Annotated in this window: 13 protein-coding genes and 1 pseudogene; 6 read left to right on the top strand and 8 right to left on the bottom strand. The window is 71.9% G+C overall.

What is annotated here, in order from left to right; genetic code table 11:
* Positions 1-202: 202 nt before the first annotated feature.
* Positions 203-748: pseudogene (locus JOC24_RS18290) on the top strand (dihydrofolate reductase family protein).
* Here the strand turns inward: JOC24_RS18290 and JOC24_RS18285 are convergent.
* The 5 genes from JOC24_RS18285 to JOC24_RS18265 all read right to left on the bottom strand — a co-directional run bounded on the left by JOC24_RS18285 (position 730) and on the right by JOC24_RS18265 (position 5,853).
* Positions 730-1,698: an adenosine kinase gene (locus JOC24_RS18285; RefSeq protein ID WP_205021388.1), complete on the bottom strand. Its 969-nt coding sequence runs from the start codon at positions 1,696-1,698 to the stop codon at positions 730-732. The pseudogene JOC24_RS18290 and the gene JOC24_RS18285 overlap by 19 nt on opposite strands.
* Positions 1,699-1,832: 134 nt before the next feature.
* Positions 1,833-3,212: an alpha-amylase gene (locus JOC24_RS18280; RefSeq protein WP_205021387.1), complete on the bottom strand. Its 1,380-nt coding sequence runs from the start codon at positions 3,210-3,212 to the stop codon at positions 1,833-1,835.
* Positions 3,213-3,679: 467 nt separating this feature from the next.
* The gene (locus tag JOC24_RS18275) at positions 3,680-4,441 is read right to left on the bottom strand and encodes an IclR family transcriptional regulator (RefSeq protein ID WP_205021386.1); all 762 of its coding nucleotides are present in this window, start codon (positions 4,439-4,441) and stop codon (positions 3,680-3,682) included.
* A 312-nt stretch (positions 4,442-4,753) separates the two neighbouring features.
* Positions 4,754-5,038 carry a hypothetical protein gene (locus JOC24_RS18270; protein ID WP_205021385.1) on the bottom strand — a complete coding sequence of 95 codons (285 nt, stop codon included), beginning with the start codon at positions 5,036-5,038 and terminating at the stop codon, positions 4,754-4,756.
* Positions 5,035-5,853, bottom strand: coding sequence for a phytanoyl-CoA dioxygenase family protein (locus JOC24_RS18265; RefSeq protein ID WP_205021384.1), 819 nt, complete (start codon positions 5,851-5,853; stop codon positions 5,035-5,037). Before JOC24_RS18265 ends, JOC24_RS18270 begins: the two co-directional genes overlap by 4 nt.
* 70 nt (positions 5,854-5,923) lie before the next feature.
* On the opposite strand from JOC24_RS18265, the gene JOC24_RS18260 reads away from it, so the two are divergent.
* Complete coding sequence (locus JOC24_RS18260) at positions 5,924-6,718, top strand: AraC family transcriptional regulator (protein ID WP_205021383.1); 795 nt, start codon at positions 5,924-5,926, stop codon at positions 6,716-6,718.
* Between the two features lie 69 nt (positions 6,719-6,787).
* On the opposite strand, the gene JOC24_RS18255 is transcribed toward JOC24_RS18260, so the two are convergent.
* Positions 6,788-7,450 (bottom strand): lysophospholipid acyltransferase family protein, encoded by a 663-nt coding sequence (locus tag JOC24_RS18255; RefSeq protein WP_205021382.1) that lies wholly within the window; start codon positions 7,448-7,450, stop codon positions 6,788-6,790.
* A 203-nt stretch (positions 7,451-7,653) separates the two neighbouring features.
* Between JOC24_RS18255 and JOC24_RS18250 the strand changes: the two genes are divergently transcribed.
* Positions 7,654-8,013, top strand: a complete 360-nt coding sequence (locus JOC24_RS18250) for an ATP-binding protein (RefSeq protein WP_307792723.1) — start codon at positions 7,654-7,656, stop codon at positions 8,011-8,013.
* A 159-nt stretch (positions 8,014-8,172) separates the two neighbouring features.
* Here the strand turns inward: JOC24_RS18250 and JOC24_RS18245 are convergent, their stop codons facing one another.
* Together JOC24_RS18245 and JOC24_RS18240 are read right to left on the bottom strand one after the other, a co-directional pair.
* Positions 8,173-9,873, bottom strand: a complete 1,701-nt coding sequence (locus tag JOC24_RS18245; protein ID WP_205021381.1) for an ABC transporter ATP-binding protein — start codon at positions 9,871-9,873, stop codon at positions 8,173-8,175.
* Positions 9,874-10,035: 162 nt separating this feature from the next.
* Complete coding sequence (locus JOC24_RS18240) at positions 10,036-11,865, bottom strand: ABC transporter ATP-binding protein (protein WP_205021380.1); 1,830 nt, start codon at positions 11,863-11,865, stop codon at positions 10,036-10,038.
* A gap of 565 nt (positions 11,866-12,430) precedes the next feature.
* On the opposite strand from JOC24_RS18240, the gene JOC24_RS18235 reads away from it, so the two are divergent.
* Genes JOC24_RS18235 through JOC24_RS18225 form a run of 3 tightly spaced genes read left to right on the top strand, consistent with a single transcriptional unit; the run spans position 12,431 to position 16,380 of the window.
* Positions 12,431-13,330: an ABC transporter ATP-binding protein gene (locus JOC24_RS18235; protein WP_205021379.1), complete on the top strand. Its 900-nt coding sequence runs from the start codon at positions 12,431-12,433 to the stop codon at positions 13,328-13,330.
* Positions 13,327-14,307 carry an ABC transporter substrate-binding protein gene (locus JOC24_RS18230; protein ID WP_205021378.1) on the top strand — a complete coding sequence of 327 codons (981 nt, stop codon included), beginning with the start codon at positions 13,327-13,329 and terminating at the stop codon, positions 14,305-14,307. The genes JOC24_RS18235 and JOC24_RS18230 overlap by 4 nt, the downstream gene beginning before the upstream one ends.
* Before the next feature lie 6 nt (positions 14,308-14,313).
* Positions 14,314-16,380 carry an iron ABC transporter permease gene (locus tag JOC24_RS18225; protein ID WP_205021377.1) on the top strand — a complete coding sequence of 689 codons (2,067 nt, stop codon included), beginning with the start codon at positions 14,314-14,316 and terminating at the stop codon, positions 16,378-16,380.
* Positions 16,381-16,507 lie beyond the last annotated feature (127 nt).

Genomic DNA, 16,507 nt, shown 5'->3' with positions numbered 1-16,507 from the left:
GGAGGCCCGTCCCCCGGGTCGGCCTGTCACCGGCAAGTCCTCCGGGGCCCGTTGCACGGCGAAGAACGTTCGACCGTTTCCGTTGTTCCGACATTCTTTCGAAACGGCGAGTTCGCGCGCCCGATGCGGTGTGCCTTCGATAGTGAACGGATCGGCGGCCCACCGCGCGGACGGCCGAACGCCCCACGACGAGGACGGCACAGTGACGGAGCGTCCGAGCAAGGTGATCTGCGACCTCTCCGTCTCCGTCGACGGGTACGCGGCCGGTCCCGACCAGACCGAGCAGCGTCCGTTCGGTGACGATGCGAGCGATGGCTGAGGCGGCAGACTGCACGCCTGGATGTTCGAGACCCCTGAGCAGCGGCAGGTCGAGCTCGACCGCCTGACCACGGTCGGAGCCTTCATCATGGGGCGCAACATGTTCGGGCCCGTACGCGGCGCGTGGGACCGGCGGTGGAAGGGCTGGTGGGGCGATGATCTGCCGTTTCGCGCACCGGTCTTCGTACTCACCCACCAGCCGCGCGGTCCTCAGCCGATGGATGGCGGCACTCGGTCCACGGGGGCGCGACCACCGTCGACCAGTACCTCGCGGCGGGCTTGATCGATGAGCTGCGGCTGCGCATCGTGCCGTTCACCCTCGGCGCCGGCACACGGCTGTTCGACGGGGTACCGCCCCTGCACCTGGAGCAGGTGGAGTCGCGACAAGCGGACTCCGTCACCCACGGTGGCCTATCGCGTGCTGCCCTGAGAAAAGGGCCCTTGGGCGTCTCCCCGCAGATCCGCCGTCCGCTGCCGCTCGATCCCGGTGACCCTGGCGAGAAGCTCATCCCGGCCGATGGCGTCGGTACGCGTCGCGGACACGGTGCAGGCGTGGGCGCCGGCCACGGTCCCGTACAGTGCGCAGCGTCCCGGGTGCTCGCCGTTCAGCAGGCCGAGGAGGAACGCGGAGGCGAAGGCGTCGCCTGCGCCGTTGGAGTCCACCACCGGAGCGGGAGGTGTGGCGGCGGGCGTGTGCGTCAGCTCGCCGTCGTACAGCAGGTACGCCCCGTCGGCACCCGCGGTCGCGACGACGATATGGGCCCTCCCCCGTGCCGCGATGTCGCGCATGGTGCGTTCGGGATCGGACAGCGCGGTGGTGGACAGGAACACGAGGTCCGCGTGGAGGGCGAACGCTTCGTGGTAGGGGTCGACGCCGTCCCAGTCGTGCAGGTCGGTGGAGATGGTCACACCGGCCTCACCGAGCACCGGCAGGGTGTAGGCGCACGGGTGCGTGATGACGACGTGGGCGTGGCGTGTGCCCGCGGCGAGCTCGCGGACCGTCGACTCCTCGAAGCGGTCCGCGTCGCCGGACCGGGCGGCGTCGTAGAGGGACAGCCGTCGCCCGTCAGGACCGACGAGGTTGACCGCGCGTTTGGTGCCGCCCGGCAGGAGGACCTCCGTCAGCGGGATGCCGCGGTCACGGTGGAAGGCGCGGACGAGGTCGCCCTCGTGGTCGTGGCCGATCATGTCGAGGTGGTGCGTACGCAGGCCGAGGGAGTGGAGCCCGAGCGCGACGAAGTCCCCGCTCTGTCCCGCGCGGGTCTCGATGCCCGGCCGGATCATGTAGCTGTCGGCGAAGGGCAGCGGTAGTTCGGGGACATGGACGATGGTGTCCACCCCCGCACCACCCAGCACGAGAACGTCGGTCGGCTTGCGCATGAGCTGGTCGCGCCTTTCGGTTCAGGGAGGGTGGCAGGGCTCCGGTTCGGTGGACCGGTCCGGCCACGACGCGCGGGGCGGAGCATGCCCGTCCTGCGCGCCGTCGTCCGTGTGAGGTGTGTCCCGGTCGTGTGTCAGTCCGTCCGGGCTCCGGTGTGCAGGGCCAGTGCCGCGCGGGCCGGCACCTCTGCCTGGAGGGTGCCGTCGGAGCCGACCGTGACGGTGTTGCCGTCGCAGTCGTCCGGCGCCGCCGCGGCGACGTTGCAGTACGTGCCACCGGGCAGGGAGGTCGCGAGGGTCTCGGCGAGGGCACCGTCCCCGTTGTTGACGGCGACGAATCCCTTGTCACCACGGCCGAAGGCGATCGCGCTCCCGCCGTCGTCCCACCAGTCGGTCAGCTCGGCCGGGCCCACCTCGTTGCGGAAACCGACCAGTCCGGTGATCGCCCGCTGAGCGTGTGTGTCCGTCCAGCCGTCTGTGCCGCTCGGCGGTCCGGCGTCCTTGTCGGACCACTCGTAGCCCGAGTACACGTTCGGGGAACCGTACGGTGAGGCGAGCATGAAGACGTTGGCGAGGGTGTAGGCCGAACCGTCCTTGTAGGTCAGCGTCGACCCGTTGCGTTCGGTGTCCCAGTTGTCGACGAACGTACGCGCCGAGGCGCTGCTCAGCTTGCCTTCGGCGACGGACCTCAGCTGCGCGAGGCCGCCCCCCTGAAAGGCACTCCTGAGGTGCCCCCCGTACCGGAACTCGTCGACGTCGCCGATACCCGCGTACTCCTCGGGCTGCACGGCTTCGCCACCCCCGTGGATGACTTCCGACACCCAGAATCCCGGATCGCTCATCTTCCCCTTGATGGCGGCGACATCGTCGGCGGCCATGTGCTTGGCCGCGTCTATGCGGAAGCCGTCGACTCCCAACGACCGCAGGTCGTCGAGGTACGCGGCGATGGTTGAGCGGACTTCGTCCTTGCCGGTGTCCAGGTCGGACAGCCCGACCAGTTCGCAGTTCTGTACGTCACCGCGGTTCGCGTAGTCCTTGATGTCGGCGCGGCAGGTGTGGAAGTCCGCATCCTCGAAGTAGCCGGGGTAGTCGTACTTCGTGTAAGCCGTGCCGCCCGTGCCCGTCCCGGAACCGGCGGCCATGTGGTTGACGACGGCGTCGGCGATGACCTTGACGCCGGCGGCGTGACATGCCTTCACCATGCCGGCGAACGCGTCACGGTCACCCAGCCGGCCCGCGATCCTGTAGCTGACCGGCTGGTACGAGGTCCACCACTGGTCGCCCTGGATGTGCTCGGTGGCGGGTGACACCTGCACGTAGCCGTATCCTGCGGGGCCGAGCGTGCCGGTGCAGGCGGACGCCACTTCCGCGTACGGCCGCTCGAACATGGTGACGGTGACGGTCTTTTCGCCCGGCGGCGTCGCCTGTGACTGCCAGGGGGCGAGCGTGGTGAGCCCGGCGACTGTCATGACTCCGGCCAGTGTTCCGCCGATCAGGCGGGATCGGTGCTGCATGTGCGGCTCCTTCGACGACAGGGCACGGCTGTGCCCTCGAAGACAGCCACGCGCCGGGCTGCCGTGGGGGGAACGATTGGGAGCCTGCCGCTCCGTATGTGCTGTCGTCAAGGATCTCTGCAAGTTCTTCCAGACTTTTGCGCAAGCCTGGTACGTCGCCAACTCCGCTCATCCGGTGGGCCGTCGGGGGCGGCCAGGGAGTACCCGCCCGTGCGTCACGGACCGTCCGGCGGTCGTACAGGGGGTAGCGCGAGAGCGGCCGGACCTGCGACGGGGACCGGTCGGACCCATCGCGCCGACCGTCACCGCGACGTCGGCCGCGGAGACGGAGTGGGCGGGAACGGCACCGGCTTCAGGTCCGGATGGCCGCCTGCCGGGAGGATGGAGAGACGCGTGCCCGTAGGTGAGCGGTTCCCCTCCGGATGCGGTGAAGGCAGAGCGGCGTGGCGGAACGGGCTGGCCGCGGTTCAGGCGGACGGGGGTGGCAGCAGCACCGCGGCGCTCCGCAGCGCCACGGCGTGGCGGGCCAGTTCGGATTCACCGCCACGGTCCGCCGGCATGGTTGCCATCAGGGCGAGCCTGTCGCGCCAACTGCTGCCCGCGAGCGGCACGGCGACGGCGTTCATCCCAGGTACCGACTCGCCGGCACTCTCCGCCCGGCCCAGGGCGCGGACCCCGGCGAGTTCGGCGAGCAGCCCGGTACGAAAGGTCTGGGTGCGGCCGGTGACCCCGGGCAGCCGCTCCTGCGGGTAGAGGGCGCATACCTGATCGGTGGTCAGCCGGGCGAGCAGGACCTTGCCCGCCGAGGTGGCGTGCGCGGGGTGGGCACGGCCGGTCTCCAGCACGGCGCGCACGGGGTGCGGCGACTCACGGCCGTCCGTGATGATCACCTGGTCGCCGATCAGGGCGGCGGCACTGATCGTCTCCCCGGTCGCCGCCGCGGCCGCGTCGAGCACCACCTGGAGGCGGGCCCTGGTCCCGGGGTCGTATCCGGCCGGGCGGCCCAGGGTGACCAGCTCGGGTCCTGCGGAGTAGCCCCGGCCCGAGGTGTCGCGGGTCGCGAAGCCGCGCGACTCGAGGGTGCTGAGCACGCGGTGCGCGGTGGAGCGGGCCACTTCCAGCTCACGGGCCGCTTCGGTGACCGACAGGGTGTCATGGGTGAGGAAGAGCCGCATGAGCCGCAGCCCGGTGTCCAACGACTCGATGATGTAGTTCCTGGGGTCGGCCACGGGGTCCTCTCGTTCGCGTCATGGGGCCGTGTGCGTGGTGCGGCGCCCGGACCCATGATTCCGGAGGCTGCCGGGCGGCGTGCAAGCCGCCGGCCACGACGCGTTCGGTCCGGGAGAGCCGAACCCGTCCCATTCCTGGGCGACATGCCGTCCGCGAACGGCCCGCAGCGGGGTCGCCACCCCCGGCCTCCGCGCCGAGGTCGATTCCCGGCGCCCGCACCGCAGGCCGCTCCGGTGTCCTCGACGGTGGCAGGTCCCACTCGTGCGACGGGGCACCCGCGAGGCCCCGTCGCACGGCCTGCCCCTCCGCGATCAGGCCTCCTCCGTCCCGGGGTCCTGGTGCAGCTTCTCGAAGATGAACTCGTGTTTGAGGAAGGACGTGTCGTACTCGTGTCCTGGCTGCGGCGGGATCAGCTGGGAGGCCTGGATCAGGCGCCAGCCGTCGAGCAGGGCGTCCAGGCCGGTCCCGTAGGGCGGCTCGTCGCCGTCGCCCGTGGTCGGACGGGTCCGGCCGGTGCCGTCGTAGGCGGACCAGCCGACCACGTCCGCGTCGAGCGCCGAGTTGGCCAGGAAGAGGATCAGGACCTGCTGTCTCATGCGTGGCTCCCCAGGGCCGGCCGGTTGTTGACCCGTGTGACCCAGTAGTCGATGTCGAAGGTGTCGTCGCCGGTGAGCGCCCGCCAGAGGAGAACCCGGTTGTGGACCTCCAGACGGCCGGCGGCCGCCTCGTACCAGTCGAAGCCGGCCCGGAGTTCGCTCTCCACCTGCGGGTCGCCGAGGTCGTCGGTGTCCCAGAGCCGGACCTGCGGCACCGTCGGGTTGAACCGGATCTTGAACATGTACCGGGGCACGTCGCTGTCGTTCCGGCGCCCGCCGTGCCAGATGCCGTGGTGGAGGAGGACGACCGTGCCGGCCGGGCACACGAGCCGGGTCTGGCCCCGAAGGTTCTGGTAGCGGCCCGTGTCGGTCTCGTTGGTGCGGCGCAGGTGGCTGCCGGGCACGCTGAGGGTGCCGCCCATGTCCGCGGTGACCTCGTGCGGGTAGTACATGAGCTGGATGTCGAAGGCGTCCGGACGAACGTCGATGATGGCGTCGCCGTGCAGCGGCTGGGCGAAACCCTGGTGCGGTTCCCGTACGTGGACGGCGTGGTGGTCGACGGTCGGTTCAGGACCCACGAGGCTCCGGATCGCTCCGGCCACGGTCGGCAGCGAGGTCAGCCGCTCTGCGAAGGATCCTGGGGGGAACGCCTCCGCGAGCGGCGTCCCGTGGGGCACCGGAGGTATCCCCGCGTCCAGGACCCCCACCGCCTGCTCGTTCATCTCCGGCGGCACCACCGCGTCCATGCGCAGGGATCCGCTCGCGACGAAGCGTGCGACCTGGACCGAAGTCAGAAGGTGTGCTCTGGTCGTCATGTGGCAACCGTAGGATCACGCCGCGGTCAGGACATGGGTCCTGTTCGCCCTCCACTGGTAGATTTTCGTCATGGAACGGGTTTCGCTGTCCCTGGCCGAACCTCCCGGCGTGGTGAACATCGGAGTGGGCGTGCACGGCGTCAGCGGTCTGCGTGACGTCTTCCGGCTGCCTGACCTGTGGCAGTTGCACCTGTACGGGTACACCGGGCACCTCACCGTCGGCGGCAGGCGGCATGTCATCGGGCCCGGCCGGGTGAGCCTGATCCCGCCGGGAACCGAGGCGACCTTCGACTACCGCGGCCGGTCGGAACACCTGTACGCCCATCTGCAGGTGGCGGACGCCGGAGAGTGCCACCGGGTGCCTGTCATGCAGGACGCCGGAACGGAGGCCCCTGTCGTCTCGGGGCTGTTGCGCCGGGCCCTCGCCGCCAAACCGGGGGCACCGGCCCAGGCGACGGCCGAAATGTGGACGGTGCTGTGGCGGGTCGTGCGACTTGCCGGACGTGAGCGTCCGGGCGGCGCCCACGGAGCGGTCGCTTCGGCCATGGCTCATATCGAGGCCAATCTCGCCGCCCCGCTGACGGTGCCGGAGATCGCCCGGCGCAGCGGGGTCTCCCACAGCCACCTGACGCGCCTCTTCCGCGCCGAGACCGGCTCGACCGTTGCGGCCTACATCCGGAATCGCCGCCTGGACCACGCCGATCACCTGCTGCGGGAGTCGACGATGTCGATTCAGGCGATCGCCTGCTCGGTGGGCATCAGCGACCTCCAGGCCTTCAACAAGGCGTGCCACCGCGAACTCGGCGGTTCCCCACGCGCGATCCGCGGCGGGACGCTGCCCGGCCGGAGCGACCCGCCGCGGTGACGCGATGACGCCCGCCCCGGATGCCCGGGGCGTACCCGGCCGAGGCAGCTCTCCGCCGCTGTCCCACCTTCACGCGGCGAGGGTGATGGGCTCGCCGAGACGTTCGGCAGCCTCCCGCCACGCGGCGGTCACCGCCGCACGGGCGTGGACGGTGCGGTTCGGCAGGTCGCCCGTCAGCGTGATCGGCGCCCCCACGTGGACATGGAGGCCGGGTCTCCGCAGCGGGGCCGTGCCCAGGCCCGCGATCTGCTTGGCCCAACTGCCCGACGTGATACGGCGGGAGCCGGCCTGTCCCAGTGGGATGACGGGGGCTCCGGTCCGGTGCACGAGTCGGGCCAGTCCGCTGCGGAAGGCTTCCGGGGCGGCCTCTCCCGCGTCCTTGCGGAGCGGGATGCCGCCCTCGCCGTAGATCAGGACGAGGCGACCCCGGGCGAGGGCTTCGGCGGCGCCGTCGAGGGCGTCACCGGCGCGTTCGTCGTGCCGGTGTACGGGGATGTGTCCCTCACGGGCGAGCGCACGGCCGAGCAGGGGGATGCGCCAGAGACCGGCGGCGGCCAGAACGGCAGGCTCGACGCCGAGGCGGCGCAGGGCCGCGAGGACCACGGCGGGGTCGGCAAGGGAGCTGTGGTTGGCGGCGATGATGCTCCCCTGCGCGAAGGCGGCACGGCTGTCGGTGGTGACCGTCAGCCGACCGACGGCGGGTACCAGGGCATGGGCGAGGCGACTGAGCATGCGACACGTACTCCTGGACTCGGAAAGTGGTGATCCCATCGTGGTCCGGGAGCGCGCGGCGGGCCTGAGTGCCCGTACTCAGCCGGCATACCCAGAGTCTCGCCCGGAGCTCCGGGACCGCAGGAGGAATGGAGGCGAGCCGGGAGGGCAGGCCGCCAGACACCGCGAAACGACACAACAGACAACAGATGGTGTGAAACCGAATGAACGACCGGACGATCGCCCTCGCATCAGCACACCGGACCGTGCCCCTCGTGCAGGGCGACAGCTCGGACAGCGTCCAGCGGGCCCGCGACGACTGCCGCGCCTTCACCGACCGTCCCGTCCCGGCTCCGGAGCCCACGACGGCGGACTCCCTCGTCCTGGTGGTGTCCGAGCTCACGACCAGCGCCCTGCGTCACGGCGGTGGCCGCCGCACACTCGAACTCTTGGCCACCGAGGACTCGGTGACCGCCGCGGTGAGTGACCCGAGCCCGGTCCCCCCGCGCGAGCGCGCTCCCGACCTGGGCGGTGGCAGGGGGGATTCGGCCGGCGCGTGGTCCGCCACCTCACCACCGAGCTGACCGTGACCCGCGGTGCGGGCCCCGGCAAGACCGTTCGCGCCAGGCTCGCCTTCCGGGGGAACGCGAAGCCCGACCGCTGGTCACGGCCACCCCGGCCTCAACCGCCGTGGAACGCCGAAGGCTTGGCGTGAGGCCTCCGTGGCCGTTGTTTCGGGCCGTTCACCGCGCCACCGCACGGCAGTAGGCCTCGTCGGTGGCAAGGAGGGTGCGGTGGGTGCCCTCTGTGGTGATGACGCCGTCGTCGAGGACGAGCACCCTGTCGGCGGCGTCCAGGACGGCCGGGCTGCTGGTGATCACGACAGTGGTGCGGCCCCGGCGCATCTCGGCGAGATTGCGGGCGATGAGCTGTTCTGTGACCGCGTCGACAGCCGTGGTCGGGTCGTGGAGAACCAGCACGTCGCTGTCGGCGGCCAGGGCGCGGGCCAGGGACAGCCGTTGGCGCTGCCCCCCGGAGAGATTGGCGCCGCGGTCGCGGACGCCGTGGTCGAGTCCTTCGCGGTGGAGGGCCACGACGTCGGTCAGCATGGACGCCTCCACGGCCTCGGGGACCGCCCGGCCGGTGCCCGACGGGTCGATGTTCGTACGGAGGGTGCCCGCGAAGATCTCCGCGTCGTACGGGTTCACCAGCATGTGCTCGCGGACCGCCTCGATCGCCAGGTCCGCGATCTCCTGCCCGCCGACCCGTACCGCTCCCCCGTACGCGTGGGGCGGGACGTTCACGGCCAGGATCGCCGCGAGGTCGGCCGCCGCTCGCGGCTGGTAGGCGGCGATCGCCACGAACTCGCCCGCGCTCACGTGGAACTTCAGCTCGCGCAGGGACCCGTGACGCACGCAGTCGATCTCCAGGCCCCCGCCCCCGGCGGGGCGGCCCCGCCCCGGTGTCGCCATCGGCGGCGCGGACAGGACCAGCGCCATCCGCTCGGCTGACGCACGCGCCGTCATCACGTACTTCGGCATCTCCGAGAACAGCTTGAGCGGTTCCATGACGAACTGCGCCAGTCCCACGGCCATGACGAGTTCACCGATCGTGATCCGGTGCTCGAAGGCAAGCCAGCCCGCCGTCAGCGTGACGGCGGCGGCCAGGACCGCGTTGAGGGCCAGTGCGGTACCCGCGTACGCGCCGTTCACCTTGGCGACGGTGACCGCCTGGCGCTTCGCGTCCGTACTGATTTCACGGTAGGACGTGAACGCGGCGTGGTTGCCGCCGAACCCGTGCAGCGGGCGCAGGCCGGTGATCAGGTCGGCGACCTTGGCGCCGGCCCGTGCCACGCGGGCCTGCTGTTCCCGGGTGCCGGTGCCGATCCGCTTGGACATGACGCTCAGGACCGAGAGGATCGCGACGGTTCCCACGATGACCAGCAGGCCGAGCCGGACGTCGGCCAGGCCCAGCGCGACCGCCGCGACGAGCACCGCGACCAGCGAGCTGATCAGCAGCGGCACCACCTCGATGATGTCGGCGGTCTGATCGGCGTCCTCGGTCGCGATGGTCAGCACCTCGCCGGACTTCAGATCGACGTCCCCGGCCACCGGCTGGAGTGCGCAGGCCGCGACCCGCACCCGCCAGCGGTGCGCCTCTGTCGTGTTGGCCTCCTGCAGGACGCGCATCCCGAACCGCCACGACAGGGAAACGGTCGTGATGATCACGGCGAGCGCACCGACGGACAGGCCGAGCGAGCCGAGGCTGCGCTCCTGCAAGGAGTGCTCGACGATCAGGCCGAGCGCGATGGGGAAAGCGGTCTCACCTGCCTGGTAGAGGCCCATCAGGACGGTGCCCCGGGTCATGGCACCGGCGTTGCGGCGCAGTGCGGTCCGGAGGATGTCGGCCCCCTGGCGGGGCCGCTGCGGATAAGGAGTCGTCATCACAGTCGCCGGCAGTCGCTTCCGGGGTTCGCAGGGTGAGCGGGTCGCGGATCGCAGGACCGCTTCGCGGTGGTGTCCGTCCGCCCGCGCGGGCCGTCCGGGGTCGTGCGGGACAGCGGGGCGGAGCGAGCGGTGGGATCCGTCATCGAGGACACAGCGTCCTCACAGCGCAGGAGAGTTGGACCGGCCCGAGCCAGGCGGAGTCTCACTGCCCTCGCGCCAGGCACGCCACAGGCGCGCGTACGGTCCGCCCAGGGCCACCAGCTCTTCATGGGTTCCCTCCTCCACCACGCGTCCCGCGTCCAGCACGGCGATCCGGTCCGCCGCCGTCGCCTGGGTCAGCCGGTGCGCCACGAACAGTGTGGTCCGGCCCGCGCACGCGGCCCGCACGGACCTCTCCAGCTCGGCGGCACCCTCGCTGCCCGCCTCCGCCGTCGATTCGTCGAGCACCACCACCGGCGCCCGGTTCAGCACCAGCCGGGCCAGGGCGATCTGGGCGACCTTCGTGGTGTCCAGGCGCTGACCGCGCTCGCCGACCACGGTGTCCAGGCCGTCGGGGAGTGCGTCGGCCCACTGATCGGCGCCGACGGTCCGCAGCGCGTCCGTCAGTTCGGCGTCACTCGCCTGCGGTGCGGCCAGCCGCAGATCGTCCGCGAGCGGCCCGGAGAACACGTGCGTCTCCTGCGTCAGGATGCTCACCAGAGCCCGTGCGCCGGCCTCGTCGAGGCCGGCGAGGTCCACCGGCCCGACACGCACCGAACCGGCCTGCGGGGTACCGATGCCCGCGATCAGAGCGGCCAGGGTCGACTTGCCCGCGCCTGAGGCGCCCACCAGGGCGAGCGAACCGCCGGCCGGGATCGTCAGGCTGACGTCCCGGAGAACCGGCTCCTCGGAGCCGGGATAGCGGAAGGTGAGCCCCTCCACCTCCACCGGGTACTCGGTGGCGTCCGCGGACGCCACCGAGGCGTCGCCCACCAGCCGGTCCTCTGCGGGCTCCCCCAGCACCCCGACCAACCGGGTGAGGCTCGCGCCCGACTTCTGTGCCTCGTCGAAGGTGAACATGATGGCTCCCAGCGGAGTGAACAGCCGGTGGAACATGAGCGGCGCCGCCGACACCTCGCCCAGGGTCGCGGCGCCGGTCTCCAGCAGGACGTACCCCACCACGAGAATCAGGACCAGCCCGATGAACTCGGCCCGGTTCTCCCTGCCTACGAACCGGCCGAAGATGCGGAAGACCTCGATGCCGAGATCACGTACGCGCCACGACCTGGCCGTGACCTGCTCGCGGAATTCGCCTTCGAGTCGGTACGCCCGGACGGTGTCGATCCCGTTCAGACCGCTGATCAACGCCTGCGCCCGTTCGCCCTGGGCTGCCCGCTGTCGCCGGTAGAGCGGGGCCGACCGGGGGAGGTACCAGCGCAGGGCCAGGGCGTAGGCGGGCAGCGCGCCGGCACCCGCCAGGCCGAGCCGCCAGTCGAGCCCGAACATGCCGACCGTGGCGATGGTGACCAGCACGCCTGCCGTGAACACCGTGGGGACGGCCGTGCGGATGCCCCTGGACAGCACGGCCACGTCGTCGCCGACCCGGGACAGCACGTCACCCCTGCCGACCTGCTCGATCCTTGCGCTCGGCATCCCCAGAACCGCCCGGACGGCGGCTTCCCGCAACTGTGCGAGCACTTCAGCACCCAGCCGCCCGATCAGGTACGTCGACATCGCGGTGGCGGCCGCGCCGAGCAGCGCGGCCGCCACCATCAGAACGCCGGTCCTGACCAGGACCGAGTGCCCGTCGCCCTGGACCACGCCGTCGACCACTCGGCCGATCAGGAGGACCGGAAGTACCTGGAGAGCCGCCCCGGCCACCGTGGTGAGCACGGTGGCCGCCGTGAGCCACGGCGTTTCACGACACCGGGCGGCGAGCCAACGGCCGGACTCGCCGCCCGCCGCCGTACGCAAGGTGGCCGGGGCGACGCGGGTGTCCGTGCCGCTCACCGAGGGCTCGCCTCCGGCCGACGTCGGGGCGGCGCGGCGAGTGCGGGGGGCCTGCGGCCTGACGCACGTGGTGCGTCGTCAGGCGGAACCTGTGACATGTCGCTCCCGTCGTGTGGGGAATCCGGAGGCCGGGCACGCCAAGAAAAGGGGCTGCCGCTGCGATGCGGGCGAGCGGGGCTCCCCTCCGAGCTGTCGACAGGCACGGTGCGCACACCGTGCACGCCGCCCTCCAACACGGACACCCCGACGCCTCGTTGTGTGCTCAGGTTAGCCTCACTTCACTGAGGGTTCGTCAGCCCCTGCTCCGAGGGCCAACCCGTGCGGGTCGCAGTGTTGGGCGCCGGGGCCTGAATGCCGCACCCCCGCAGTCCCTGGGCCTCCCCAAGCGGTCGACCGAGGTATCCGCATCGACCGGAGCAGGCCCGCCGAGGGCCTCGAACGCCGGGTCCGCGCCCGGTCCGAGCCATGGCCGGGCGCCATCACCCGCGCTCAGGAGCCGGACGGTTCCCCTCTCTCAGGGGAGGGCAGCGTCGACCAGCCTCTAAGGGCAGGCTAACCTAAGGTCATGAGAGCTGGTGAGAGCACTTCCAGTGCTGAGGCTGCCCCCGTGGTCGCCGGAGTGCCGCGTGCGCGTGGCCATGGACTGACCGCCGACGGGGTGACCGTGGCGTACGGCCGGGTCGACGTCGTGCACGCTGCGGCCATCACCCTGCGGCCCGCCGAGGTGACCGTACTCGTGGGACCCAACGGCAGCGGGAAGTCGACGCTGTTGCGCACGCTCGCCAGACTCCAGACGGCGCGCACCGGCTCGCTCACGGTCGATGCGGGAACGGACGAGGCCACGGACGGCTTCGCGCTGGGCGCCCGCGAGTTCGCACGCCGCGTCGCACTCCTGACGCAGTCCCGGTCCACGCCGGGCGGACTGACCGTCCGGGACGTCGTCGAGTTCGGCCGCTACCCCTACCGGGGCCGTTGGGGCCGGCCGGACCCGCGCGGCACCGCCGCGGTGGACCGGGCGCTCGGCCTCACCGGCGTGGAGGACCTCGCCGCCCGTGGTGTCGAACAGCTCTCCGGCGGACAGCTCCAGCGTGTGTGGCTCGCGAGCTGTCTCGCACAGGAGACGGGAGTGCTGCTCCTCGACGAGCCGACCACCTACCTCGATCTCCGCTATCAGGTCGAACTCCTCGACCTGATACGCGATCTCGCCGACGACCACGGGATCGCCGTGGGCGTCGTCCTCCACGACCTCGACCAGGCCGCGGCCGTCGCCGACCGCGTGGCCCTGCTGCGCGCCGGACGCATCGTCGCCGACGGTGTGCCCGAGGACGTGTTCACGCCCGAACTCCTGTCGGACGTCTACGGCATCCGCATCGACGTGGGCACCGATCCCTCGACCGGCCGGCTTCGCACCCGCGCGATCGGCCGGCACCACTCCAGATCCGAAAGGCTCAGCACCTCCCCATGAGACGCCACTTCTTCGCCACGGCCTCCGTCGCCGTCGCCGTACTCTCCCTGGCCGCCTGCGGGACCACGGAGCCCTCCTCCGCCGACTCCGCGGCCGCGGACAAGCCCGCCGGGAAGATCACGCTCACCGACACCAAGGGCACGAAGGTCACCCTCGACGGCCCCGCGACCAAGGTGGTCGCCACCGAGTGGAACGTGGTCGAGGACCTGGTGTCCCTCGGAGTCGCACCCGTGGGCGTCGCGGACGTGAAGGGCTACACCGCGTGGAACACCGCGGCCCCGCTCACCGGTGACCCCAAGGACATCGGCACACGCGGCGAGCCGAGCATCGACACCGTCGCGGCCCTCGCGCCCGACCTCGTCGTCGCGACCAGCGACCTCTCGCCCGCGGTGGTGAAGCAGCTCCGCAAGGTCGCCCCCGTCCTGGAGATCACGGCCGCCGACGCCGCCGACCAGATCGGCACGATGACGGACGGTCTCGACCTCATCGCGAAGGCCACCGGCAAGGAGGCCGAGGCGGACACCCTCAAGAAGGACTTCGAAGCGAGTCTCGCCGAGGGCAGGAAGGCCCTCGCGGACGCGGGTCTCGGCGGCGCCGAGATCGCCTCCGCCGACGGCTACGTCGCGTCGAACCAGGTCTCCATCCGCGCCTACACCGGCGGTTCGCTTCTCGGGGCCGTCAACGAGAAGCTCGGCCTGAAGAACGCCTGGACCGTGAAGGGCGACGAGAGCTACGGGCTCGCCACCACCGACGTCGAAGGCCTCACCGGCCTCGGCGACGTCCAGTTCACCTACGTCGCGAACGACGCGGACGGCGACGCGTTCACCGGCCCCCTCGCGAAGAACGCGGTCTGGAAGTCGCTCCCCTTCGTGAAGGGCGGCGACGTGCACCGGCTGCCCGACGGCGTCTGGATGTTCGGCGGCCCCCTCTCCATGGAGGCGTACACCGACTCCCTCGTCGACGCGCTGACGAAGTAGCGCGCCGTGGCCGTCATCGACAAGACCGCGGTGGGCCGTGACCGCACCGCCGCGGCCACGACGGGCGCGGCCGCCGTGACGGCCACGCTCGTGCTGCTGGTCACGGTCCTCGCCGCCGTCGACATCACCCAGGGCACCGCTGACGTCGGTGCGTCGGAGGTGTGGAACGCGCTCACCGGGAACGCCGAGGCGGGGGACGCCTCCGTCGTCGTCGCGTCCCGGCTGCCGAGGATGGTGGCCGCCGTCCTCGTCGGACTGGCGCTGGGCATGGCCGGGTCCGCCCTCCAGGCGGTCAGCCGGAACGTGCTCGCCTCACCCGACACCCTCGCCGTGAACGCCGGCTCCTACCTGGCGCTCGGGCTGGTGGCCGTCAGCGGCACCGCCCTCCCGCTCCTCGCCTCCTCCGGCGCGGCGTTCGTCGGCGGGCTCGCCGCCGCGGCGGTCGTGCTCGGGCTGTCCGGGCTCGGCAAGGGCACCGTCCGCCTGGTCCTCGCGGGCAGCGCGCTCGCTCTGGGGCTGAACGCGATGACCAACGCGCTCCTGCTCCTGTACCCGGAGCAGACCGAGGGTCTTTTCGCGTGGAACCAGGGAAGCGTCGGGCAGAACGGGTTCGACGGCGTCCTGCAGATGGCCCCGGTCGTCGCCGCCGGCCTCATCGGACTGCTGCTCGTCGCACGACGCGTGGACGCCCTGGCCCTGGGTGACGACGCGGCCCGCGGGCTGGGCGTCTCCGTCCGCGGGACGCGGATCACCACCGTCGTGCTCGCCACCCTGCTCTCCGCGGCGGCGGTCACCCTGGCCGGACCCATCGGCTTCGTCGGCCTCTGCGCGCCCGCGCTCGTCCGGCCGCTGGCCCGCCGCTTCCGGGGACTCGTCCGCTCGCGGGTGAGCCTGCCCGTGGCAGGACTCGTGGGTGCGGCGCTCGTCCTCCTCTCCGACGTGCTGCTGCGTGCGACCGTGCCCGCGGACCTCGCCGTCGAGGTGCCGACCGGCGTCGTCACCACCGTGGTCGGTGGGGTGTTCCTCGTCGTGATGGCGCTCCGCACCCGTGACACGGCCTCGGCGGACGCGCCGGACCGGCTGCGGATCCCGGGGCGGAGGGCGTTCCTCGTCACCGTGGTCGTGCTCATCTCCGTACTCGTGGGCGTGTTGGTCGCTGCGGTACTCCTCGGCGACTCCAAACTGCTGCTCGGCGACGTCGTGAACTGGGCGCAGGGCAGGGCCGGGCGGGTCGTCACCTTCGTCCTCGACACCCGGGTGCCCCGGGTGACGGCCGCGCTCCTCGCGGGCGCCGCGCTGGCCCTGTCCGGCACCCTGGTGCAGGCCGTGACCCGCAATCCGCTCGCGGAACCGGGCATCCTGGGCGTCTCCGGAGGTGCCGGTCTCGGCGCCGTCCTACTGGTCACCGTCGCGCAGTCCCCCGGCTCGTGGGAGGTCGCGGCAGCGGCTTTCACCGGGGCCGCCGTCGCCGCGTCGATCGTATTCGGACTGGCCGCCCGTGGCGGCTTCCGCCAGAACAGGCTGGTCCTGCTCGGGATGGGGGTCTCCTCCGCCGCCGCGGCACTGATCAGTCTGGTCATCGTGCTCAGCGACCCCTTCGACACGACGAAGGCCCTCACCTGGCTGTCCGGGTCCACCTACGGGCGGAACATGCCCGATGTGCTGCCGGTGGCCGTCGTTCTCGCCGTCGGCATCGTGCTGGCGGTGGTACGCCGACGGGAGCTGGACCTCGTCGCACTGGACGAGGACACTCCGAGGCTTCTCGGCCTCGGGCTCCCCCGGGCGCGTCTCGTCTTCCTGGTGGCCGCGGTGCTGCTCAGCGCCACCGCCGTCGCGGCCGCCGGCACGATCGGCTTCGTCGGACTGGTCGCGCCGCACGCGGCGCGCGCCCTGGTCGGACGGCGGCACGTGCGGGTGGTTCCGGTCTCGCTCCTGCTCGGTGCCGTACTGGTCTGCCTCGCGGATCTGGCGGGGCGCACCGTGATCGCACCCGCGCAGCTCGGCGCCGGTCTGATGACGGCCGTCATCGGTACGCCGTACTTCTTCTACCTGCTGGTCCGCACGCGGCGCTGACACCGGGCGGCTGTGCCCTGCCCGGTCGCCCGGCCGGTGGTGCCCGCCCCGGGCATCGATCACGGGGAACCGTGTTCCGCGGCGCGGCGCGTCGCGACGGGCTCGGCACGGCGCCTCTCCGGAGAGA

This window comes from Streptomyces sp. HB132 (assembly GCF_016909575.1).
GTDB lineage: Bacteria > Actinomycetota > Actinomycetes > Streptomycetales > Streptomycetaceae > Streptomyces.
The sequence above is the reverse complement of the archived record's forward strand: the minus strand, read 5'-3'. Positions and strand labels throughout refer to the sequence as shown.